At 57.0% G+C, this 19,628-nt stretch carries 16 protein-coding genes; all 16 read right to left on the bottom strand.

The window, feature by feature from the left end; translation table 11 throughout:
• Positions 1-84: 84 nt before the first annotated feature.
• Complete coding sequence (gene secG, locus QMG40_RS00530; RefSeq protein WP_459252936.1) at positions 85-384, bottom strand: preprotein translocase subunit SecG; 300 nt, start codon at positions 382-384, stop codon at positions 85-87.
• A gap of 94 nt (positions 385-478) precedes the next feature.
• Complete coding sequence (tpiA, locus tag QMG40_RS00525) at positions 479-1,294, bottom strand: triose-phosphate isomerase (protein WP_283526808.1); 816 nt, start codon at positions 1,292-1,294, stop codon at positions 479-481.
• Positions 1,295-1,428: 134 nt separating this feature from the next.
• Positions 1,429-2,667: a phosphoglycerate kinase gene (locus tag QMG40_RS00520; protein WP_283526806.1), complete on the bottom strand. Its 1,239-nt coding sequence runs from the start codon at positions 2,665-2,667 to the stop codon at positions 1,429-1,431.
• A 10-nt stretch (positions 2,668-2,677) separates the two neighbouring features.
• Complete coding sequence (gap, locus tag QMG40_RS00515) at positions 2,678-3,685, bottom strand: type I glyceraldehyde-3-phosphate dehydrogenase (RefSeq protein WP_283526803.1); 1,008 nt, start codon at positions 3,683-3,685, stop codon at positions 2,678-2,680.
• Between the two features lie 243 nt (positions 3,686-3,928).
• On the bottom strand, positions 3,929-4,552 hold the full coding sequence (locus QMG40_RS00510) for a superoxide dismutase (protein WP_283526801.1): 624 nt from the start codon (positions 4,550-4,552) through the stop codon (positions 3,929-3,931).
• 108 nt (positions 4,553-4,660) lie between these two features.
• A complete protein-coding gene (gene whiA / locus QMG40_RS00505) occupies positions 4,661-5,641 on the bottom strand; it encodes a DNA-binding protein WhiA (RefSeq protein ID WP_283526799.1) in 981 nt (326 codons plus the stop codon).
• Between the two features lie 25 nt (positions 5,642-5,666).
• Positions 5,667-6,662, bottom strand: coding sequence for a gluconeogenesis factor YvcK family protein (locus QMG40_RS00500; RefSeq protein ID WP_459252935.1), 996 nt, complete (start codon positions 6,660-6,662; stop codon positions 5,667-5,669).
• A gap of 2 nt (positions 6,663-6,664) precedes the next feature.
• On the bottom strand, positions 6,665-7,588 hold the full coding sequence (gene rapZ, locus QMG40_RS00495) for an RNase adapter RapZ (RefSeq protein ID WP_283526797.1): 924 nt from the start codon (positions 7,586-7,588) through the stop codon (positions 6,665-6,667).
• A gap of 232 nt (positions 7,589-7,820) precedes the next feature.
• Entirely contained in the window at positions 7,821-9,881 is a 2,061-nt protein-coding gene (gene uvrC / locus QMG40_RS00490) for an excinuclease ABC subunit UvrC (protein ID WP_283526795.1), read from the bottom strand.
• A gap of 64 nt (positions 9,882-9,945) precedes the next feature.
• Positions 9,946-10,614 (bottom strand): lysophospholipid acyltransferase family protein, encoded by a 669-nt coding sequence (locus tag QMG40_RS00485; protein ID WP_283526793.1) that lies wholly within the window; start codon positions 10,612-10,614, stop codon positions 9,946-9,948.
• Positions 10,601-11,341, bottom strand: a complete 741-nt coding sequence (locus QMG40_RS00480) for an HAD hydrolase-like protein (RefSeq protein WP_283526791.1) — start codon at positions 11,339-11,341, stop codon at positions 10,601-10,603. The genes QMG40_RS00485 and QMG40_RS00480 overlap by 14 nt, the downstream gene beginning before the upstream one ends.
• A 155-nt stretch (positions 11,342-11,496) precedes the next feature.
• Positions 11,497-14,385, bottom strand: a complete 2,889-nt coding sequence (gene uvrA / locus QMG40_RS00475) for an excinuclease ABC subunit UvrA (protein WP_283526789.1) — start codon at positions 14,383-14,385, stop codon at positions 11,497-11,499.
• A 184-nt stretch (positions 14,386-14,569) separates the two neighbouring features.
• The gene (locus QMG40_RS00470; protein WP_283526786.1) at positions 14,570-14,953 is read right to left on the bottom strand and encodes a GntR family transcriptional regulator; all 384 of its coding nucleotides are present in this window, start codon (positions 14,951-14,953) and stop codon (positions 14,570-14,572) included.
• Positions 14,950-16,884, bottom strand: a complete 1,935-nt coding sequence (locus QMG40_RS00465; protein WP_283526784.1) for an ABC transporter ATP-binding protein — start codon at positions 16,882-16,884, stop codon at positions 14,950-14,952. Before QMG40_RS00465 ends, QMG40_RS00470 begins: the two co-directional genes overlap by 4 nt.
• Entirely contained in the window at positions 16,881-18,689 is a 1,809-nt protein-coding gene (locus tag QMG40_RS00460) for an ABC transporter ATP-binding protein (protein WP_283526782.1), read from the bottom strand. The genes QMG40_RS00465 and QMG40_RS00460 overlap by 4 nt, the downstream gene beginning before the upstream one ends.
• A 228-nt stretch (positions 18,690-18,917) precedes the next feature.
• Positions 18,918-19,616, bottom strand: coding sequence for a PIG-L deacetylase family protein (locus QMG40_RS00455; protein WP_283526780.1), 699 nt, complete (start codon positions 19,614-19,616; stop codon positions 18,918-18,920).
• Positions 19,617-19,628: the final 12 nt, after the last annotated feature.

Here is a 19,628-nt window from a genome sequence, read left to right as displayed (position 1 = left end):
ACCGAGGTAGAGCCCCACTAAAGAAGTGGCCCACCAAGCGAAAGCTTGACGGGCCACTTCTTTATTCTGGAAACAACGTACTGCTTAGACGCCGATGTTGCCGTATGACATGATCAGGCCCAAGCCGATGATGACAGCACCCCAGACAATGCCTAGAACCACTGTGAATCGGTTCAGGTTCCGTTCTGCCACACCGGATGAGCCAAGGTTGGAGCTCATGCCGCCACCAAACATGTCGGAAAGACCGCCACCACGGCCCTTATGCAGCAAGATCAACAAGGTCAGCAGCAAGCTGGTGACACCCAGAAGGATCTGCAGGGCGATTTGAAGTGTTTCCACGAGTGGCCTTTCAGCATGGTAAATAAGTGTTTGCGTTCGAGACATTGCCGCAGCGTTCAGTTGCAGGCAGGTCCGCAGTCAAGTCTAGTCGGCCACGGCGGTACATGACCAATGGACACGGCCAGAGACTTCAATGAAGCTACTTGGTGACCAGGTGATTTTCGAAACGTGCGATGCTGGCGAATTCGCCCGCGTCCAAGCTAGCGCCACCGACAAGAACACCATCTACGTCGCGTTCGGCCATGATGGCCCCAACGTTGCTTGACTTTACCGAACCACCGTAGAGCAAACGGGTTTTTGCTGCTGTCTCGGTATCAAAGAGTTCAGCCAGCTCAGCCCGAATTGCCGCACACATCTCTTGAGCGTCTTCTGGCCCGGCAACTTCGCCCGTTCCAATGGCCCAGACGGGTTCGTAGGCAATGACGAGAGTGGCTGCCTGCTCGGGCGTTAACCCTGCAACGCCACCACGCACCTGTTCGAGGGTGTGCTCAACATGGGTTCCAGCCTTGCGGATTTCCAGGCCTTCACCTGCACACAGCACAGGTGTCACTTCGTTGCGGTATGCAGCTTTGACCTTGGCGTTGAGCAGCTCATCGCTCTCACCATGAATGCTGCGGCGTTCGCTGTGTCCCACTAAGACGAAAGCACAGCCGAGTTTGTTCAGGAACGCACCAGAGATATCGCCTGTGTAGGCACCTGAATCTTGATCGGAAAGATCCTGGCCACCATAGACCAGCTTGAGCTTGTCGCCCTGGACGAGTGTTTGCACACCACGCAGATCAGTGAAGGGTGGGAAGACAGCAACTTCCACCCGGCCGAAGTCGTGGCGGGCATCGGAGAGTGTCCATGCGAGTTTCTGCAGCAAGGTGATGCCCTGGACATGGTCCATGTTCATCTTCCAGTTTCCTGCAATCAGCGGTGTCCGGTCAAAACTGCCGTTGGTCGATGTTGTCATCGTTCTCTCTTTTCTTGCATCACGTGAGGCAATGCTGTTTCAAATCAAAGCTGAATATCTTTCTGCGGAGAATCCGGCACTGGAAACCCGGCAAAAAGGTGGCGGCAGGATTTCCCTGCCGCCACCTTGGGCACTTAGCGGTCTAGCGCGCTCAAGCCAGGCAGTTCCTTGCCTTCAAGGTACTCAAGACTTGCACCTCCACCGGTTGAAATATGACCAAATGCCTCATCGGCAAAGCCCAGCGATCTTACCGCCGAAGCTGAGTCACCGCCACCAACTACAGTGAAGCCACCGTTGCTGCTGTTTGCACTGAGGGCTCCGGCAACAGTCCGGGTACCTTCGGCAAAAGCGGCGAACTCAAAGACACCCATCGGGCCGTTCCAGAACACTGTTTTTGCTCCTGCTATCGCCTCGGCAAAAGCCGCACCGGAAAGCGGACCAATATCAAGGCCGAGGCCCGTTGCACCAAAACTACTATCTTCCATGACGTCTGCGGCAACAACCTCATGGGCTGCATCGCCAGAAAAACTCGCTGCTACAACAACGTCTGTGGGAAGCACAAAACGGGTACCAGCAGCCTCGGCACGAGCCAAGTAATCCTGTACAACAGGGATCTGATCGCTTTCAAGCAACGATGCGCCTACTTTGTAGCCTTGGGCGGCCAGAAAGGTGAACAACATGCCACCACCGACCAGGATGGAATCCGCCTTACCGATCAAATTATCAATGACGGCTAGTTTGTCCGAGACCTTAGACCCACCCAGAACTACAACATAGGGGCGTTCGGATTCGGTGGTGAGCTTGCGCAACACCTCCAATTCCGTGCGCACCAGGTCACCCTGGTAGGACGGCAACGCTTTGGCAATGTCATAGACGCTTGCATGTTTACGGTGCACAGCGCCAAAAGCATCATCCACGTAGGCGCCGTTCGTACCGGTCAAGGCAGCGAGCTCTGCGGCGAAAGCCGCCCGGTCGGCGTCGTCTTTGGATGTTTCGCGCGCATCAAAGCGCACGTTCTCCAACACCACCACTGAACCGTCCACCAAAGACGCCGCAGCTGCTTTCGCGGCTGGTCCGGTCGTGTCAGCGGCGAGGGTTGCATGCAGCCCGGGTGCCAACTCTGCCAGCCGTGCAACCGCCGGAGCCAGGGAGTACTTGGCTTCAGGGGCTCCCTTGGGACGCCCCAGGTGGGCGGCCACGAGGACACGGGCACCGGCGTCGGCCAGTGCAGTAATGACGGGCAGGGATGCTTTGATGCGTCCATCATCACTGACGTTAGAGCCGTCGAGCGGCACGTTCAGGTCACTTCTGACAAGAACGTACCGCCCGCGGACACCTTCATCGATGAGCTCGCTGAGGGTGTGAAGTGTCATTATTTAGTCCTTAGAGCTTCGAAGCTACGAGCTCGGTCAAGTCGACCAAACGGTTGGAGTAGCCCCACTCGTTGTCGTACCAGGAAACAACCTTGACCTGGTTGCCAATAACCTTGGTGAGGCCCGAATCGAAGATGGACGACGCCGGGTCCCCGACAATGTCAGAGGAAACGATCGGGTCTTCGGTGTAGGTCAGGTAACCAGCCAACTTGCCCTCGGCAGCTGCAGCCTTGTAAGCGGCGTTGACTTCTTCAACAGTGACCTCACGGCTCACTGTGGCGGTCAAATCTGTGGCGGAACCCGTCGGGACCGGAACGCGGATGGCGAAGCCGTCCAGCTTGCCCTTGAGCTCTGGCAGGACAAGACCAATAGCCTTAGCAGCACCGGTTGAGGTGGGGATCATGTTGATCGCTGCAGCACGGGCACGGCGGAGGTCCTTGTGCGGGCCATCTTGCAGGTTCTGATCGGCGGTGTAGGCATGGATGGTGGTCATCAGACCGCGTTCCAGACCGAAGTTATCGTTCAATACCTTAGCTAGCGGGCCCAAGCAGTTCGTGGTGCAGGATGCGTTGGAGATGATGTGGTGCGTCGCCGGGTCATATAGGTCGTCGTTGACGCCCAAAACCACTGTGATGTCCTCATCCGAGGCGGGAGCGGAGATTAGAACCTTCTTGGCGCCGGCATCAATGTGCTTCTGAGCGTCGGCAGCCTTAGTGAAGAAACCTGTGGATTCGATGACAATGTCAACACCCAACTTGCCCCAGGGCAGGTTTGCGGGATCGCGCTCTGCCAAGACAGTGATGGTCTTGCCGTCAACCACAAGGTGGCCATCTACAACTTCAACTGAAACGGACAGCCGTCCGTTCACGGAGTCATACTTGAGCAGGTGTGCCAGTGCCTCAGGGCTGGTGAGGTCGTTGACAGCCACAATCTCAATGTCAGCTCCCTGAGCCAAAGCTGCGCGGAAGTAGTTGCGGCCAATGCGGCCGAACCCGTTAATACCAATACGAGTAGTCACTTAGTTCTCTCCTTTGTGTTCTGACGAACACACGTAGTCAAGTTGAAGGTCACCTTCAACCATTGTTTCCCGCACGACGTTGGGCAGAGATTCTTGCATGGGCGCAGTTCGAGAAGAAAGCGCCGTGATCTATATTACGTTCCAAGGTGCCCGCCCCGGAAATTCCACGGGGCGGGCGTCCATATGCTGGTCAAACAAGTACTCTTGCGAGAACTCTCTTATTTGATCTGCTGGAGCTGCTGGTTAAGGCAGGATCAGCGAGGTAGCGTTTGCCTGGGCCGCGGCGAAGCGCTTGGCGACGTCAGCCCAGTTGACGATGTTCCAAAAAGCCTTGACGTAGTCAGCCTTTACGTTGACGTAGTCAAGGTAGAAAGCGTGCTCCCACATGTCGAGCATGAGCAACGGCGTGGTTGCTACAGGAATGTTGCCCTGCTGATCGAACATCTGCTCAATGATGATATTGCCGCCGAGGCCTTCAAAGGAAAGTAACGCCCAGCCGGAGCCCTGGATACCCATGGCTGCTGCCGTGAAATGTGCACGGAAAGCGTCAAAGGAACCAAAAGCATCGTCAATGGCTGCAGCCAATTCACCTTCTGGCTTGTCGCCGCCTTCGGGGGAAAGGTTGTTCCAGAAGATTGAGTGGTTTGTGTGCCCACCCAAGTTGAATGCCAAGTCCTTGGAGTACTTGGCAACGTTAGCGAAGTTGTTGCTTTCGCGTGCTTCGGCGAGCTGCTCCAGTGCGGTGTTTGCACCAGCAACATAGGCCGCGTGGTGCTTGCCGTGGTGCAATTCCATGATGCGGGCGGAAATATTGGGCTCCAGAGCAGCATAGTCATAGCTGAGTTCTGGAAGTGTGTACTTGGTCACGGTTCCTCCATTGCGATTCTTCTGTGTTGTTGCCGGCAGTGGATATCCGGCAAGGAAAAGCCACCGTTTCTGGCGGTTCTTCTTCTCTATACTTCCATACTAGGCACTTTAGCCATCGAGCATGTCGAAAGTGATACTCGACTCAGTCCCAGGTATGCCCATATCTTTGGCTTTCTTATCTGCCATGGCCAGCAGCCGGCGGATGCGCCCGGCGATAGCGTCCTTGGTGAGGGGTGGATCGGCCAACCGCCCGAGCTCATCCAGACTGGCCTGCTTATGCGCAACGCGTAACGCGCCCGCATATTTGAGGTGGTCTGGCACGTCCTCGCCAAGGATCTCAAGGGCACGCTCCACCCTTGCACCGGCGGCGACAGCCGCCTGTGCCGAACGACGCAGATTTGCGTCATCAAAATTTGCCAGTCGGTTTGCTGTTGCGCGCACTTCCTTGCGCATGCGGCGTTCTTCCCACACAAGGAAAGTGTCGTGGGCTCCCATGCGCACAAGCAGTGCGGCAATGGTGTCACCATCACGGATGACAACTCTGTCAACGCCGCGTACATCACGAGCTTTGGCGGCGATATCCAGACGCCGGGCCGCTCCCACCAGGGCTAGTGCCGCTTCGGGGCCCGGGCAGGTGACCTCCAAAGCTGAGGAACGGCCCGGTTCGGTCAATGAGCCGTGAGCTAAGAAAGCGCCACGCCATACTGCCTCGGCGTCCGCCGTCGAACCGTTGACAACGGCCGAAGGCAGTCCGCGGACAGGACGTCCACGGCCATCTAAGAGTCCACTCTGGCGGGCCAGTGCTTCACCATCGCGAACCACGCGCACAACGTACCGGCTGCCGCGTCGTAAGCCGCCCCCGGAAACAACAACGATCTCACTTTGGTGTCCGTACATTTCAGCGATTGCCGCCCGCAGACGCCTAGCTGTTGCTGCTGCATCGACCTCAGCTTCAATCACAATGCGGCCGGAAATGATGTGCAGCCCTCCGGCAAAACGGAGCAGCGCCGATACCTCAGCCTTACGCACCGAGGACTTCTTGACATCAAGTCTGGACAATTCCTCTTTTACGGCTGCTGTCAGCGCCATGTTTCAGCCTTCACTCTCACGTACGTTAGTGGTCCCCAAAAATATCCCGGTATGCCGCTGCCAGCCGCAGCGGGTCATGGACGGGGGGCCCGCCGGAAGTTCCAACCATACCGAACACCACCTCTGCACCAATCATTGCGGCCGCTTTTGTGAATTCACCAACATCGGCAATCGACTGCGGATCGGCCAACACGACGTCCACTGTGAATTCTGGAGCATAACGGGAAATTACATGTAAGTGATCTGCGGCATTCATGCCAGTCGCCTCCAGATCGTTCACATCTAGGTTCATAGTAAGCAGCCGTTTAGCTTTTGTCGTGCACAGTGCTTCTCGCATTTGTGGCAGGAGCAGGTGAGGCAGCACCGAGGTGTACCACGAGCCTGGTCCAAGGACTACCCAGTCCGCGTTGTGGATGGCTGCAACCGCCTCAGCGCACGCCGGCGCATTTTCAGGAACCAGCCGCACATTTTCAAGTTCCCCAGCCTTGGCCAGTAACGACTGGCCCCTGATCAGCAGACCCGGGGTGCCGTTATTTTTGACATTGCCTTCAATTGTCAGTGGGATGCTCGCCATCGGCAGCACTTCCCCGCGCGCACCGAGCAAAGCCCCGGCCCAGCGCAGACCAGCTACCGTATCGCCGAGTAGCTCCCACAGCGTGACAATGAGGAGATTACCCAGCGCATGATTGTCCAACGAACCTGTGACACCTTCGCGGGAGGTGAAGCGATGTTGCATGACGTCGCGCCAGGTCCTGCCCCAATCGGTGTCATCACACAGTGCTGAGAGGGCCATGCGCAGGTCCCCGGGCGGTAAGACACCCAACTCCTCGCGCAGACGGCCGGATGAGCCGCCGTCGTCCGCAACCGTGACAACGGCTGTGACATTGCCTGTGAGCAGGCGCAGGGCCGAGAGCGAAGCGGCGAGACCGTGCCCTCCACCGAGGGCGGCAACGCGGAGCTCCGCCTCAGGGCTGGTTAGTTTAGAGGCCGTCGGAACGATCGGCAGAATTCCGGTATACACGACTACTCCCGGCCCAAGTCCCGGTGCCGAATGCTGGTGGTGACCCGCGGTAACTGACTCAATCGTTTGGCCAGTTCAATGGCGACGGCAACAGAACGGTGTTTGCCGCCGGTGCAGCCAACAGCAATAGTTGCATAATGCTTGTTTTCCCGACGGTAACCGTCCAAAACCGGTTCCAGGGCATGGACATAGCGGTCAACGAAGTCGGCCGCGCCGTTGTCGTTAAGCACAAAGTTACTGACGGCTTCGTCCTGTCCCGTTAATGGTCTGAGCAGGGGGATCCAGTGCGGGTTGGGAATAAAACGAACGTCTGCCACGTAGTTTGCATCTACTGGCAACCCGTACTTGAAGCCAAAACTCATGATCGTCAGGCTGAGCACTACGGGACCGGATTCTGAGAAGAGTTCGGTTACGGCGGTGCCGAGCTGGTGGACGTTCATGGTTGAAGTGTCAAGGACCATCTCGGCTTGGCTCTTCATTTCAGCCAGCAGCAAGCGTTCGGCGGCGATGCCGTCAAGGATACGCCCGTCCTGTTGCAGCGGGTGCGGACGTCTCCCCTGCTCGAAACGGCGAACAAGAGTGTCATCACTGGCGTCAAGGAAAAGTACCCGGTAGGCCACCCCCGCGGCGGAGAGAGCATTGAGAGACTCACGGATATCGGCAAACAGTGCCTTGCCCCTGACATCAACCACTACAGCCAGCTTGGGCAGTGCAGCCGGCATGCGTGAAACCAGCTCAGCGAGAGTACCGAGCATCTGTGGTGGGAGGTTCTCAATGACATACCAGCCATGGTCTTCCAAGGCGTTAGCGGCCGTGCTGCGGCCCGCCCCAGACATACCGGTGACCACCAGCAGTTCGGCTTCGACCGGCTTGATAGGGGTCAACGCGTCGTTGCTTGAGTTGGTGGGTTCTTGCTGTTCTGTCATTGCGTTTCCCTGTCAGTTGCTGGCTTGGACTCGGGGGCGTCCTTGGCCCCCACAACGTCTACGGTCTAAGCCTAGCGGCCGTGGGGCCCCGAACGCGCGAAGCGGGTTGTGGGGAGGGTGCTGGGCGCTAGCGGCCGTGGGGCCCCGAACGCGCGAAGCGGGTTGTGGGGAGGGTGCTGGGCGCTAGCGGCCGTGGGGCCCCGAACGCGCGAAGCGGGTTGTGGGGAGGGAACTAGTCAAGAATCTCGCCCGTGGTCATATTGATGGCCGGGGCGGCCTCCGAAATGGGCGGGTCCTCGCCGTCTGGGGTCTGGGCCGGACCATGCAGGCTCTCGTAAATAGCCTGGGCCAAAACCGGACCCACACCTTTGGCCTGCTCTAGCTCTGCCACTGTCGCGGCCCGAACCTTCTTGAGAGAACCAAAATGAGCCAGAAGGGTCTTTTGTTTTGCGGCTCCCAGACCAGGGACAGTGTCAAGAACCGAGGCAATCATCGCTTTGCCTCTTTTGGCCCGATGGAAAGTAATAGCAAAACGGTGGGCTTCATCACGGATGCGTTGGAGCAGATACAGCCCTTCCGAGGATCGTGGAAGGATCACCGGGAAGTCACTTTCGGGCACCCATACCTCTTCCAACCGTTTCGCCAGGCCGACTACTGCTACGTCGTCAATGCCAAGATCCGCTAGGGCCCGCGCGGCAGCGTTAACTTGGGGTACACCGCCGTCGACCACTACCAAGTTGGGCGGGTAGGCGAACTTAGATTTCGGCAGTTCGGTGGGCTCAGCATCAACATCAGTGCCAACAACGTCAGTACCAACACCATTGCCCGCAGTGATCAAGGCGGGCCGAGCAACAATTTCACCGCTTAAGCTCACGGTTTGCGCCCGGGCCTCTTTCTCGTTCAAGTAATTCCGGAAGCGTCTAGTGATGACGTCGTACATGGACGCGGTGTCATCTATGGCAGCATCACCGGTGATGGCGAATTTGCGGTATTCGCTTTTCTTCGCCAGCCCATCCTCCACGACAACCATGGAAGCAACCACGTTGGTTCCTTGCACATGCGAAATGTCGTAGCACTCAATGCGCAGTAGCGGCATGGGCAGATCAAGAGCTTCCTGGAGTTCTTGCAGAGCCAATGACCGGGTAGTCAGGTCACCTGCGCGGCGGGACTTATGCAGGATCATGGATTGGCGCGCATTAGCTTGAACTGTATCCATCAGCGCCGCTTTCTCACCGCGTTGGGGCACCTTGATGGAAACACTGCCTTGGCGCAATCCCGCAAGCCACTGGGAGAGATATTCGTGGTTTGCAGGGAGTTCCGGTACCAGGATTTGCCGGGGAATCGCGTCTGATTGCGACTCTTCGCCACCATATACCTGCTGCATAAGGTGCTCCCACAATTCGGCGTCAGAGGCGTCCTCCACCTTCTCCACAACCCAGCCGCGCTGGCCCCGGATCCTGCCGCCACGGACGTGAAACACCTGCACGGCTGCTTCAAGATCATCCTGCTCCACGGCGAAAATGTCAGCGTTGGTGTCTTCTGTCAGTACCACGGCGTTACGCTCGAATACTTTCCGCAAAGCGATGATGTCATCCCGCACCCGGGCCGCCTGCTCATAATCAAGTTCAGCGACTGCGGCGCTCATTCTCTTTTCAAGCGTGACAATAAATCGTTTGGCCTCACCGCCCATGAAGTCGCAAAAATCCTGGGCCAGGTCCTTATGCTCCTCAATACTGATGCGCCCCACACATGGCGCCGCACATTTGTCTATGTAGCCCAGCAGACACGGCCGGCCGCTGCGCTCTGCACGGCGCAGCACACCCACACTGCAACTGCGAACAGGGAATACCCGTAGTAGCGTGTCCATGGTCTCGCGGATGGCCCCGGCGGTGTACGGGCCAAAGTACTTGGTACCTTTGCGGCGTTCCCCGCGCATGACCTGGACCCGGGGGAACTTCTCGCTCATGGACACGGCAAGGTAGGGGTAACTTTTATCGTCCCTGAATGCAAGGTTGTAGCGGGGCGTGAATTCTTTGATCCACGTGTATTCAAGCTGGAGCGCTTCAAGCTCACTGCCAACAATCGTCCATTGCACGCTTGCCGCGTGATGGACCATCGCATACGTTTTGGGCAGGAGCGAGGCAGGATTGGCAAAATAGGAGTTCAGCCGAGATCGGAGATTCTTTGCCTTGCCAACATAGATAATGCGCCCATGTTCGTCACGGAACCTGTAAACGCCGGGGTCCGTGGGAATTTCGCCCGGCTTCGGCCGGTAGCTTGCTGGATCTGCCACAGTTCCATTCTATGGTGATGCGCAACTGCACGGCACAAATGGCTGTGGCCGCTGCGACTGGGAGCTACTCGGTGCTGGGGCTTTGGTTGTATTTGGTGCTACGTTTTTGCCCTGTTAGTTCAGCAATGGCATCCATGATGGTGTCTGTGGCGTGCCGTCTGGCAGGCAGGGAGTGGCTCGGACCGGTCTTCTCGAAGTACAGCGGCTTCCCAAAGCGGAGGGTAAACGTTGCTGGGGTGACGGTTTTCTTGCCAGCAGGCTGCAGCTTCTCCGTACCGATCATGCCAACGGGAACAACCGGTGCTCCCGTTGTGAGTGCCAACCAGCCAACCCCGGTGCGGCCACGGTAAAGCGCACCATCACGGGAACGCGTGCCTTCAGGGTAGATCCCTACCGCTTCGTCGCGGCCAAGGATCTCCAGAAGGGTCTTCAACGCTTGAACGCTGGCGGCCTGTTCTCCACGTTCAACGGGGATAGAGTGCACGGACTCGAAGAACGTTTTCATTAGTTTGCCCTTGATGCCTTTGCCCGTGAAGTATTCGGCTTTGGCGAAGAAGGAGACGGGGCGTGGAGTCAATGCCTGCACAATGACAGAGTCGAAAAATGACAGGTGGTTAGGTGCCACGATGAAGGGCCCCTCTGTGGGGACGTTTTCTATTCCTTCCACAGTTGGACGGCAAAACGCGCCAATAGTACCGCGGGTCAGCACGCGGGTCACGTCATAGAACGCCATGGTTGTCCTCCCCACGTACCGGAGCTCCGGCGAGTACCAGCGCCAGTTCTTTAGCTGAATGGACGACGGCGGCTGCACCAGCCGCTGCCAGCTCACCTTCAGCGGCGAATCCCCACGCCACTCCGATGCAGGTAAGCGCATTGCTTCGCGCCCCCAGAACATCTTGGTGCCTGTCCCCCACCATGATGGCGGTTTCTGAGGTAACGGCCAGCTTCCGCACGGCGGCGGCAATAATCTCGGCCTTGCCAGCGCGGTACTCGGGGTCGCCAGGACTCAGCGTTTCGTCGGCGTGTGAGCCACAGATAGCGTGGAAAAAATCGGCAACCCCGTGGTGAGCCAAAAGAACTTTCGCCAGGGGCTCGGGCTTCTGCGTAGCAACTGCCAATAAAACGCCGTCGGACTTTAGCTGCGCCAGCAGCTCCTTGATCCCGGGATAAAGGACAGACATTGCCATACCCCGCTCCCGGTACCACTGCCTGTACTCCGCTATAACGCCATCAACTCGGTTCGGCGGAACACCGATGATACTGACAAGTCCATCGGCGAGTTTTGGCCCTACCATCCCGCTGAGCGTTTCCTCATCAGGTACTGGCAGGTCCATGACCTCTAAGGCATGTTTAATGCCCCCGGTGATGCCGCCAGCGGGGTCAACGAGAGTCCCGTCCAGATCGAAGAGGACTGCGGTTCGGGGACCGTCATGGTTTATGGCTGGAAGAGCGGTAGTCACGTCCATAGTTTCTCACGACAAGGGTCTAGTCTTCCCCATCCATACCACCATCTGCATATATCAGAGTGCCGTCAGGGGAAATCTTCTTGCCGCGAGTTGCCACATATGGTCACGCATACTCCGCTGTGGACACCATATATGGCAACTCGAGATGACTAAGGGGCTAGTACTTCGCGCAGGAAGTCAGCCGTGTAACTTTCAGTGCTTTTGGCAACCTTTTCGGGGGTGCCTGTGGCGATAACACGCCCACCTCCCGTGCCACCGTCCGGTCCAAGGTCAACAACCCAGTCGGCACTCTTAATGACATCCAGGTTATGTTCAATGACGATGACTGTATTGCCCTTGTCAACCAGTCCTTGGAGAACCAGCAGCAGCTTACGAATATCCTCAAAGTGCAGGCCGGTGGTGGGCTCATCCAGCACATAGATACTGCGCCCATTGGAACGCTTCTGGAGTTCCGCAGCAAGTTTCACGCGCTGCGCTTCGCCACCGGAAAGCGTCGTTGATGCCTGACCCAACCTGACGTAGCCTAGTCCGACATCGACCAGGGTGCGCAGGTGACGGGCAATAGGGGTGAACGCAGCGAAGAATTCAGCGCCCTCCTCGATGGGCATGTTCAACACGTCAGCGATGGATTTGCCCTTGTAGTGCACCTCAAGAGTCTCGCGGTTATAGCGAGCACCGTTGCAGACCTCGCAGGGTACGTAGACGTCTGGCAGGAAATTCATCTCAATCTTCAGTGTGCCGTCGCCGGAGCAAGCTTCGCAACGCCCACCCTTGACGTTGAAGGAGAAGCGTCCGGGCTGGTACCCCCGCATTTTGGACTCGTTGGTCTCAGCGAAGAGCTTCCGGATATTGTCAAAAACACCTGTGTATGTGGCGGGGTTCGAGCGCGGGGTGCGGCCAATGGGGCTCTGGTCCACGTGCACCACCTTGTCGAGATGCTCAAGGCCGTCAACGCGCAGATGACGCCCCGCAACCTGCTTGGCACCGTTGAGCTTGTTTGCCAAGACTTTGTAAAGAATCTCATTGACAAGGGTCGACTTACCCGAACCACTGACGCCTGTCACAGCTGTCAGTACACCGAGAGGGAATTTCACATCAATGTTAAGCAAGTTGTTTTCCCGTGCACCCACCACAGCCAACTCGCGTTTTTTGTCATATTTTCGACGCTTAGCGGGCAGAGCTATGCTTTTGCGTCCGGAGAGGTAATCACCTGTCAAGGATCGGGTATTAGCCAGCAGTCCTTCTAGAGAGCCCGAGTGGACTACTTCGCCACCGTGTTCACCCGCACCTGGACCAATGTCGACAATCCAGTCGGCTTCCTTGATGGTGTCTTCATCATGTTCCACCACAATGAGTGTGTTGCCCAGATCCCGCAATCGTGTCAGGGTACCAATGAGCCGGCGGTTGTCACGCTGATGCAGTCCGATGGATGGTTCGTCCAGGACGTACAGCACACCGACAAGTCCGGAGCCAATCTGAGTGGCAAGACGGATACGCTGAGCCTCTCCACCTGACAGTGTTGCTGAGGCACGCTCAAGGTTGAGGTACTCCAGACCAACGTCCAGAAGGAACTTCAGGCGGGCCTGAATTTCCTTTAGCACCTGGCTGGCAATCGTTGCCTCTCGCTCACTTAATTCCAAGGTTGAGAGGAACTCAAAGCAGTCACGCATTGACATGGCACACACTTGCGCAATGGACTTGCCGTTGATCAGCACCGACAGTGATGCAGGGTTCAAGCGTGCTCCGCCACAGGCAGGGCAGGGAATCTGGCGCATGTACTCTTCGTAGCGATCCCGAGCGGAGTCTGATTCCGTTTCAACATGCTTTCGCTGGATGTACTGGACAGCTCCTTCGAAGCCTGTGCTGTATTTACGTTCACGACCAAAACGGTTTTTGTACTGGACCACAACTTTATGATCTTTGCCGTACAAAATTGCCGTGCGGGAATCGGTGTCCAACTTGTTCCACGGCGTATCCATGGCGAAGTCCAACTCCGCGGAGAGTCCTTCAAGTAACCTGTTCCAGTATTCAGTGGTCGCCGTACCCAATGACCACGGTGCAATGGCGCCTTCACGCAACGACAAGAACGGATTCGGAACAACGAGTTCTTCGTCAACTTCAAGTCTTGTGCCAATGCCGCTGCACGCGGTGCAGGCACCGAAGGGATTGTTGAAGGAGAATGATCGGGGCTCGATTTCATCGATGGCCAGCGGGTGCTCATTGGGGCAGGCGAGGTTCTCCGAGAAAGAACGGATGCGTCCGGAGTCGGTCTCGTCCAAGTCCACTAAATCCGCTAGGACACGGCCATCGGCCAGCCCGAGGGCGGTTTCTACGGAGTCAGTCAAGCGCTGTTGAATGCCGTCCTTGACCACCAGACGGTCAACCACCACCTCGATGGTGTGCTTGTACGTCTTCTTAAGCTTGGGTGGATCGCTGAGCTGGATTTGCTCACCATCGACCCTTGCACGGGAGTAGCCCTTGGCCGTGAGCTCCTTGAACAGGTCAACGAACTCGCCTTTGCGGTCCCGCACCACGGGAGCCAATACCTGAAATCGGGTGCCCTCAGGCATTTCAAGCAGCTGATCAACAATTTGCTGCGGTGTCTGCTTGGCGATGGGCTCCCCGCATACGGGGCAGTGGGGGGTTCCCACCCGAGCCCACAACAAGCGCATGTAATCGTAGATCTCGGTGATAGTTCCCACAGTTGAGCGAGGGTTCTTGGAAGTCGATTTCTGGTCGATAGATACCGCCGGGGAGAGTCCCTCAATGAAATCAACATCGGGTTTATCCACCTGGCCCAGGAACTGCCGCGCATAGGCTGACAACGATTCAACGTAGCGGCGCTGGCCCTCGGCGAAGATGGTGTCGAATGCCAAGGAAGATTTGCCGGAGCCCGACAAGCCTGTGAACACAATCATTGCATCACGGGGCAAGTCTAGATCGACGTTGCGCAGATTATGTTCGCGGGCGCCCTTTACAACAAGACGCGACAAGTCTGGGCGTGGCACATCAAATTCGGGTGATACGTACTGAGCCATTGTTTCCTTCACATCACTTTTTGCTACGTCGACGCCGAGTCAGCAGAACCTGCCCCTTAGTTGACTACGACGTAGCAATTGAGCGCAGCTGGTAAGCCGCGCGCTGCGTTCATTGGTAAGTATAATCGAAAGTTCGTTCGAATATGCGTCCGCATTGCCTTCAAACGATTCCGGGTGTCCGCTGTCAGCTGTTGTCCAACGCTGCGCTGACTATCCGTAGGGCTTGAGCTTGGGGCACGCCTAAATCCCGCACGACGGCGGCGAAGGAGTCTGCGGCTGCAGCCACTTGAGCGGCAATCTTGTCTCCACCGGAAGCTATGGCGGTGCCGCTGCGTCCGGCGGTCACAACAATCCCCGCCTGCTCAAGTTCACGATACGCCCGGGCCACCGTATTTGCCGCTACGCCAAGATCGTTAGCCAACGCCCGCACGGGGGGTAGTTTACTTCCCACGCTTAACTCTCCGGAGGAGGCAAGATCCAGTATTCTCAGCCGGACCTGTTCAAAGGGTGGCACGCTGGACTCCGTATCAAGGTGCCAGCGGCGCATAAGAATTTCCATGGAGCTCATACCTGATTCACCTCTTCCACCAACGGATCGCCGAACTGGCTCATATAGAGATCGTAGTAGAAACCCTTGCTGGCCAACAGTTCTTCGTGGTTGCCTTGCTCAACGATTTCCCCGTGGTCCATGACAAGAATCATGTCTGCATCCCGGATTGTAGAGAGCCTGTGCGCTATAACGAAGCTTGTGCGGTTTGCTCGCAGCCTGTTCATGGCCTGGCGGATCATAACTTCTGTGCGTGTGTCCACGGAGCTTGTAGCCTCATCGAGGATCAATATTCCGGGATTAGAGATCCACGCCCTTGCTATTGTCATCAGCTGGCGCTGCCCCTGGCTGAGCCCACCGCCGTCGTCAGTTAACACCGTGTCATAACCATCGGGAAGGGACCGCACAAAGTGATCAACGTGGGTGGCCTCTGCCGCCTCAATGATCTGTGCCTCGGAAGCATCCAGCTTGCCGTAAGCAAGGTTGTCCCGGATAGTGCCAATAAAGAGCCACGCGTCTTGGAGCACCATCCCGAATTGGCTGCGTAAGTCATCGCGCGTTAGCTCGGCTGTGTTGACGCCATCAACTGTGATGGTGCCGGAATCAATCTCATAGAAACGCATGAGCAGGTTCACCAACGTTGTCTTGCCGGCGCCTGTTGGTCCGACAATTGCCACCGTCTCCCCCGGTTCGGCAATAAAAGTAAGATCCTTAATCAGCGGCTCATCAGCCTTGTAGCCAAAGTTCACATGCTCGAAAACGACCCGCCCCGCAGTAGTTCCCAGGACGGCCGATGGGACATGGTCGGGACGCTGCTCCCGTGCATCCAGCAGTTCAAAGACCCGCTCGGCCGACGCCACCCCGGATTGGAGCAGATTGATCATGCTGGCCAGCTGTGCCATGGGTTGGCTGAACTGCCGCGAGTACTGGATGAACGCCTGCACACTTCCAATGGTGATGACACCTTGAGCCACCTGAATGCCACCAAGGACCGCGATCACTACGTAGTTCAGGTTGGCGACAAAGTTGGTGCTTGGCATGATTATTCCCGAAATGAACTGCGCTTTGGCGCTTGATTCATACAGGTAATCGTTGGAGACTCTGAACTTTTCAATGGCGGCCTCCTGTTGGCCAAACGCCTTCACAATCTCATGGCCAGTGAACATTTCCTCAACATGACCGTTCAAGTCCCCGGTACTCTTCCACTGGGCAGCAAATTGGACCTGTGATTTCCGGGCAATAAGGAAAGTGATCACAGCAACTATGGGCAGTGTCAGCAAGGAGATCACTGCCAGCAGTGGGGAGATGGAGAACATCATGCCCAACACACCAAGGACAGTAAGCACAGCGATGAGGATCTGTGTCAGCGTCTGATTCAGGGTCTGGCCGAAGTTGTCGATGTCGTTCGTCACGCGGGAAAGGACATCGCCGCGGGATTCTTCTTGAAAGTGCGACATGGGCAATCTGTCGAGTTTTTCCTCAATTCCTTTACGCAAACGGTACATGGCACGTTGGACAATGCCTGTTGTCATGTATCCCTGTGACCAGTTGAAGAAGAAGGCTGCAACATACAAGGCAAGAACCATGAGCAAGATGGTGCCCAACGCACTTAGATCTAGGCCCTGCCCGGGCACCACATTCATGGCCGCCAACATGTCAGCTAGTTGGCCCTTGCCGCTGGCTCGCAGTGCTGCCATGGCCTGGTCTTTTGTGGTCCCTGCCGGGAACTGTTGGAGCATCTTGCCCACAACTCCGTCAAAAATGATGTCCGTGGCGTTGCCCAATATTTTTGGTGCCAGCACCGATAGGCTCACCGAAATGGCGGCCATAAGAAGGACAAATGCTATGCGCACTTTATCCGGAGCCATGAGCAGCAGAATCCGCTTAATACTGGGTCCAAAGTTCAGTGCCTTTTTCTGCGGAGGCCCACCGCGTCCCCTCATCATGCTCATGCCGGGCTCTCCTGCTCTTCTGTGGCCTGATCCCCTGTGGCCTGCTCTTCTGTGGCCTGATCCCCTGCGGCACGCGGTTCGTGACCTGTGCTGAGTTGGGAGGTGACAATCTCTTGGTAGGTGGGGCACGAAATGAGCAGTTGCTCGTGCGTGCCTTGCCCCACAAGGCGTCCTTCATCCAGCACTAGGATATTGTCAGCGTCTTGGATTGTGCCCACCCGTTGAGCTACCACCAGCACAGCGGCCTGGCGAGTGATTGGTTTCAGTGCCGCCCGCAGCTTTGCGTCGGTGGCATAGTCAAGGGCGGAAAAACTGTCGTCAAATAAATACACAGAGGGCGCTGCCATGATCGCCCGAGCAATGCAAAGTCGCTGACGCTGACCACCAGAAACGTTGGATCCCCCTTGACCTATGGGGGCGTCCAGTCCCCCCGGCATTGCGCGAACAAATCCGGCTGCCTGTGCGGTGGCCAATGCCGCCCACAATTGCTCATCTGTGGCGTCGGGATTGCCCATCCGCAGGTTGCTGGCAACTGTCCCCGTAAACAGGTATGCCTTCTGGGGTACCAGGCCGATGGATCCGCGCAGCCCAGCCAGAGTAACTTCCCTGATGTTGTACCCGCCCAACTCGATCTCACCATGGGTGGTATCCAGCAGCCTGGGGATCAGGTTCACAAGTGTTGATTTGCCGCTTCCAGTTGACCCGATGATCGCCGTGGTGGTTCCCGGAGCTGCACTAAAGGTGACTCCGGAAAGAACGGGGTCTTTAGCTCCGGGATAACGGAAAGCAGCGTCGCGGACGTGCAGTACGGCGTCGAGCTTGGCCACACTGATGGCGTTGGGTGCGTCAATCACGCTTGAGTCAGTGTCCAGGACTTCACAAATGCGTTCGGCGCTGACGGCAGCGCGGGGGATCATCATGAACATAAACATGGCCATCATTACGGCCATGAGTATTTGCATAATGTAGCTAAGGAACGCTGTCAGCGCACCAATTTGCATCTCACCGGAGTCAATACGCTGCCCACCAAACCACAGCACACCAACGCTAGTGACATTGACAACGAAAAAGATGATGGGAAACATCAATGCCATGAGCCGTCCTGCGCGCAATTGCGAGGCAGTCAGAGCCCCATTAGCCGTGGCGAAACGTGCAGCTTCATAGTCTCTGCGGCCAAAGGCCCGGATGACACTGATGCCCGTGATCTGCTCGCGCAGTACACCATTGATGTCATCGAGCTGTCGTTGGACCCTTCGGAACGTGGGGACAAGAACCCGCACAAGCAACCCTATGGCGACGATCAGCACCGGCAGGATAACAAGCAGCAGAGCCGAGAGGGGGACGTCCTGCGCCATGGCTAGGATCACGCCACCAATGCTCATAATGGGCGCTGTCACCATCAAGGTGAACGACATCAATGTGAGCATCTGGACCTGCTGGACATCGTTGGTGGTGCGAGTGATCAATGAGGGCGCGCCAATGGTGCCAACCTCTTGGGAGGAGAACGTCTCCACCTTGTTGAAGAGGTCACGGCGGATCTGCCGTCCTACTCCCATAGCAAGCCGTGCGCTGAGAAAAGTAGCTGTGATTGCACAAACAATTTGGCCAGCGGTGATCAGCAGCATCCACTGGCCCAAACTCCAGATGACATCGATATTGCCTTTGACCACCCCGTCATCAATGATGTCGGCGTTCAGCGTAGGCAGATACAACGTACCCAGAGTTGAGAGGAACTGCAGCAGCACAATGGCAATTAACGGACCCTTGTGCGGGGCCAGATTGCGGGCAATCAGTTTCAGCAGCACGCATCCTCCTGTGGCTTAGTGCAAATTATCAGTTGGCACTCTGCTCATAACTTACTCCTAGCCCCTGACATTGTCTGCGCCTACATTGTCTGCGGCTACCATTGTCTGCGGCCACGCTCAGCCGCCCTGTAGGTACGCCCTCCCTGTCGGTATTCTTTCCTCTCACAACTGGGGGGGCGTTACTGTCGCCGGAATCGAGGCGTGGAAGCGGGAATCTCCCAGGAGCCCCTAGCCGTACAGCTCAAAGTCCACCGTGCCGCCCTCCGTAACCCTCTCCACCTGTTTCCGGGCTTGATCCACCACGGGATCCGCGCTTAGAGCAACTAAATATTCCTTGTGTTCTGCCAGGGAAGCGACAGCCATCTCGATGCTCTCGGCCGAGACTGTTTGGGCGTGTGTGGGCTGCGGGGAGCTAAGTGCCACCCAACGAGTTTTATGACGGGCTAACCCCTCCTCTAATAACTCGGGGAAGATCCATTCATTGTCAGCATCAGCAACTGCGTCCAGAACGGCCCGCCCAACAGCCCGGTGGTCGGCCGTATTCCAGCGACCAGGGCCCCATTCGTCGCGGTGGTTTAGTGTCAGCACCACGTCAGGACGCACCCGACGGATCTGCCGAGCCAAATCGCGTCTTAGCGCCAGGCCCTCGAGAATTCTCCCGTCGGGATGGTCAAGGATGACCAGATCGCTCACGCCAATGACGGCGCACGCATTCTCTTGTTCACGAGTGCGCAGGGGTCCAGATTTTTCCGGTGCCAGTCCAGCGATCCCAGCTTCGCCTCGTGTGGCAAGCACATAACTAACCTCCTTGCCGGCGGCGAGCCACTGAGCCACTGCAGCTGCCATCCCGTATTCAGGGTCGTCGGGATGGGCAACGATAATCAATGCCCGCTGCCAGTCCTGCGGAAACTCCAGAAGTGCTGTCATTAGTTTCTCTCC

Origin of the sequence: Arthrobacter antibioticus (genome assembly GCF_030063205.1) — a bacterium.
GTDB lineage: Bacteria > Actinomycetota > Actinomycetes > Actinomycetales > Micrococcaceae > Specibacter.
Note: the sequence above shows the minus strand (reverse complement) of the source record. Positions and strands in the feature narration are given on the sequence as shown.

Excerpts from the sequence above, each read along its gene's own strand:
- secG (WP_459252936.1), bottom strand. The coding sequence starts at position 384 with ATGTCTCGAACGCAAACACTTATTTACCATGCTGAAAGGCCACTCGTG.
- tpiA (WP_283526808.1), bottom strand. The coding sequence starts at position 1,294 with ATGACAACATCGACCAACGGCAGTTTTGACCGGACACCGCTGATTGCA.
- QMG40_RS00520 (WP_283526806.1), bottom strand. The coding sequence starts at position 2,667 with ATGACACTTCACACCCTCAGCGAGCTCATCGATGAAGGTGTCCGCGGG.
- whiA (WP_283526799.1), bottom strand. The coding sequence starts at position 5,641 with ATGGCGCTGACAGCAGCCGTAAAAGAGGAATTGTCCAGACTTGATGTC.
- rapZ (WP_283526797.1), bottom strand. The coding sequence starts at position 7,588 with ATGACAGAACAGCAAGAACCCACCAACTCAAGCAACGACGCGTTGACC.
- QMG40_RS00485 (WP_283526793.1), bottom strand. The coding sequence starts at position 10,614 with ATGGCGTTCTATGACGTGACCCGCGTGCTGACCCGCGGTACTATTGGC.
- uvrA (WP_283526789.1), bottom strand. The coding sequence starts at position 14,385 with ATGGCTCAGTACGTATCACCCGAATTTGATGTGCCACGCCCAGACTTG.
- QMG40_RS00470 (WP_283526786.1), bottom strand. The coding sequence starts at position 14,953 with ATGAGCTCCATGGAAATTCTTATGCGCCGCTGGCACCTTGATACGGAG.
- QMG40_RS00465 (WP_283526784.1), bottom strand. The coding sequence starts at position 16,884 with ATGAGCATGATGAGGGGACGCGGTGGGCCTCCGCAGAAAAAGGCACTG.
- QMG40_RS00455 (WP_283526780.1), bottom strand. The coding sequence starts at position 19,616 with ATGACAGCACTTCTGGAGTTTCCGCAGGACTGGCAGCGGGCATTGATT.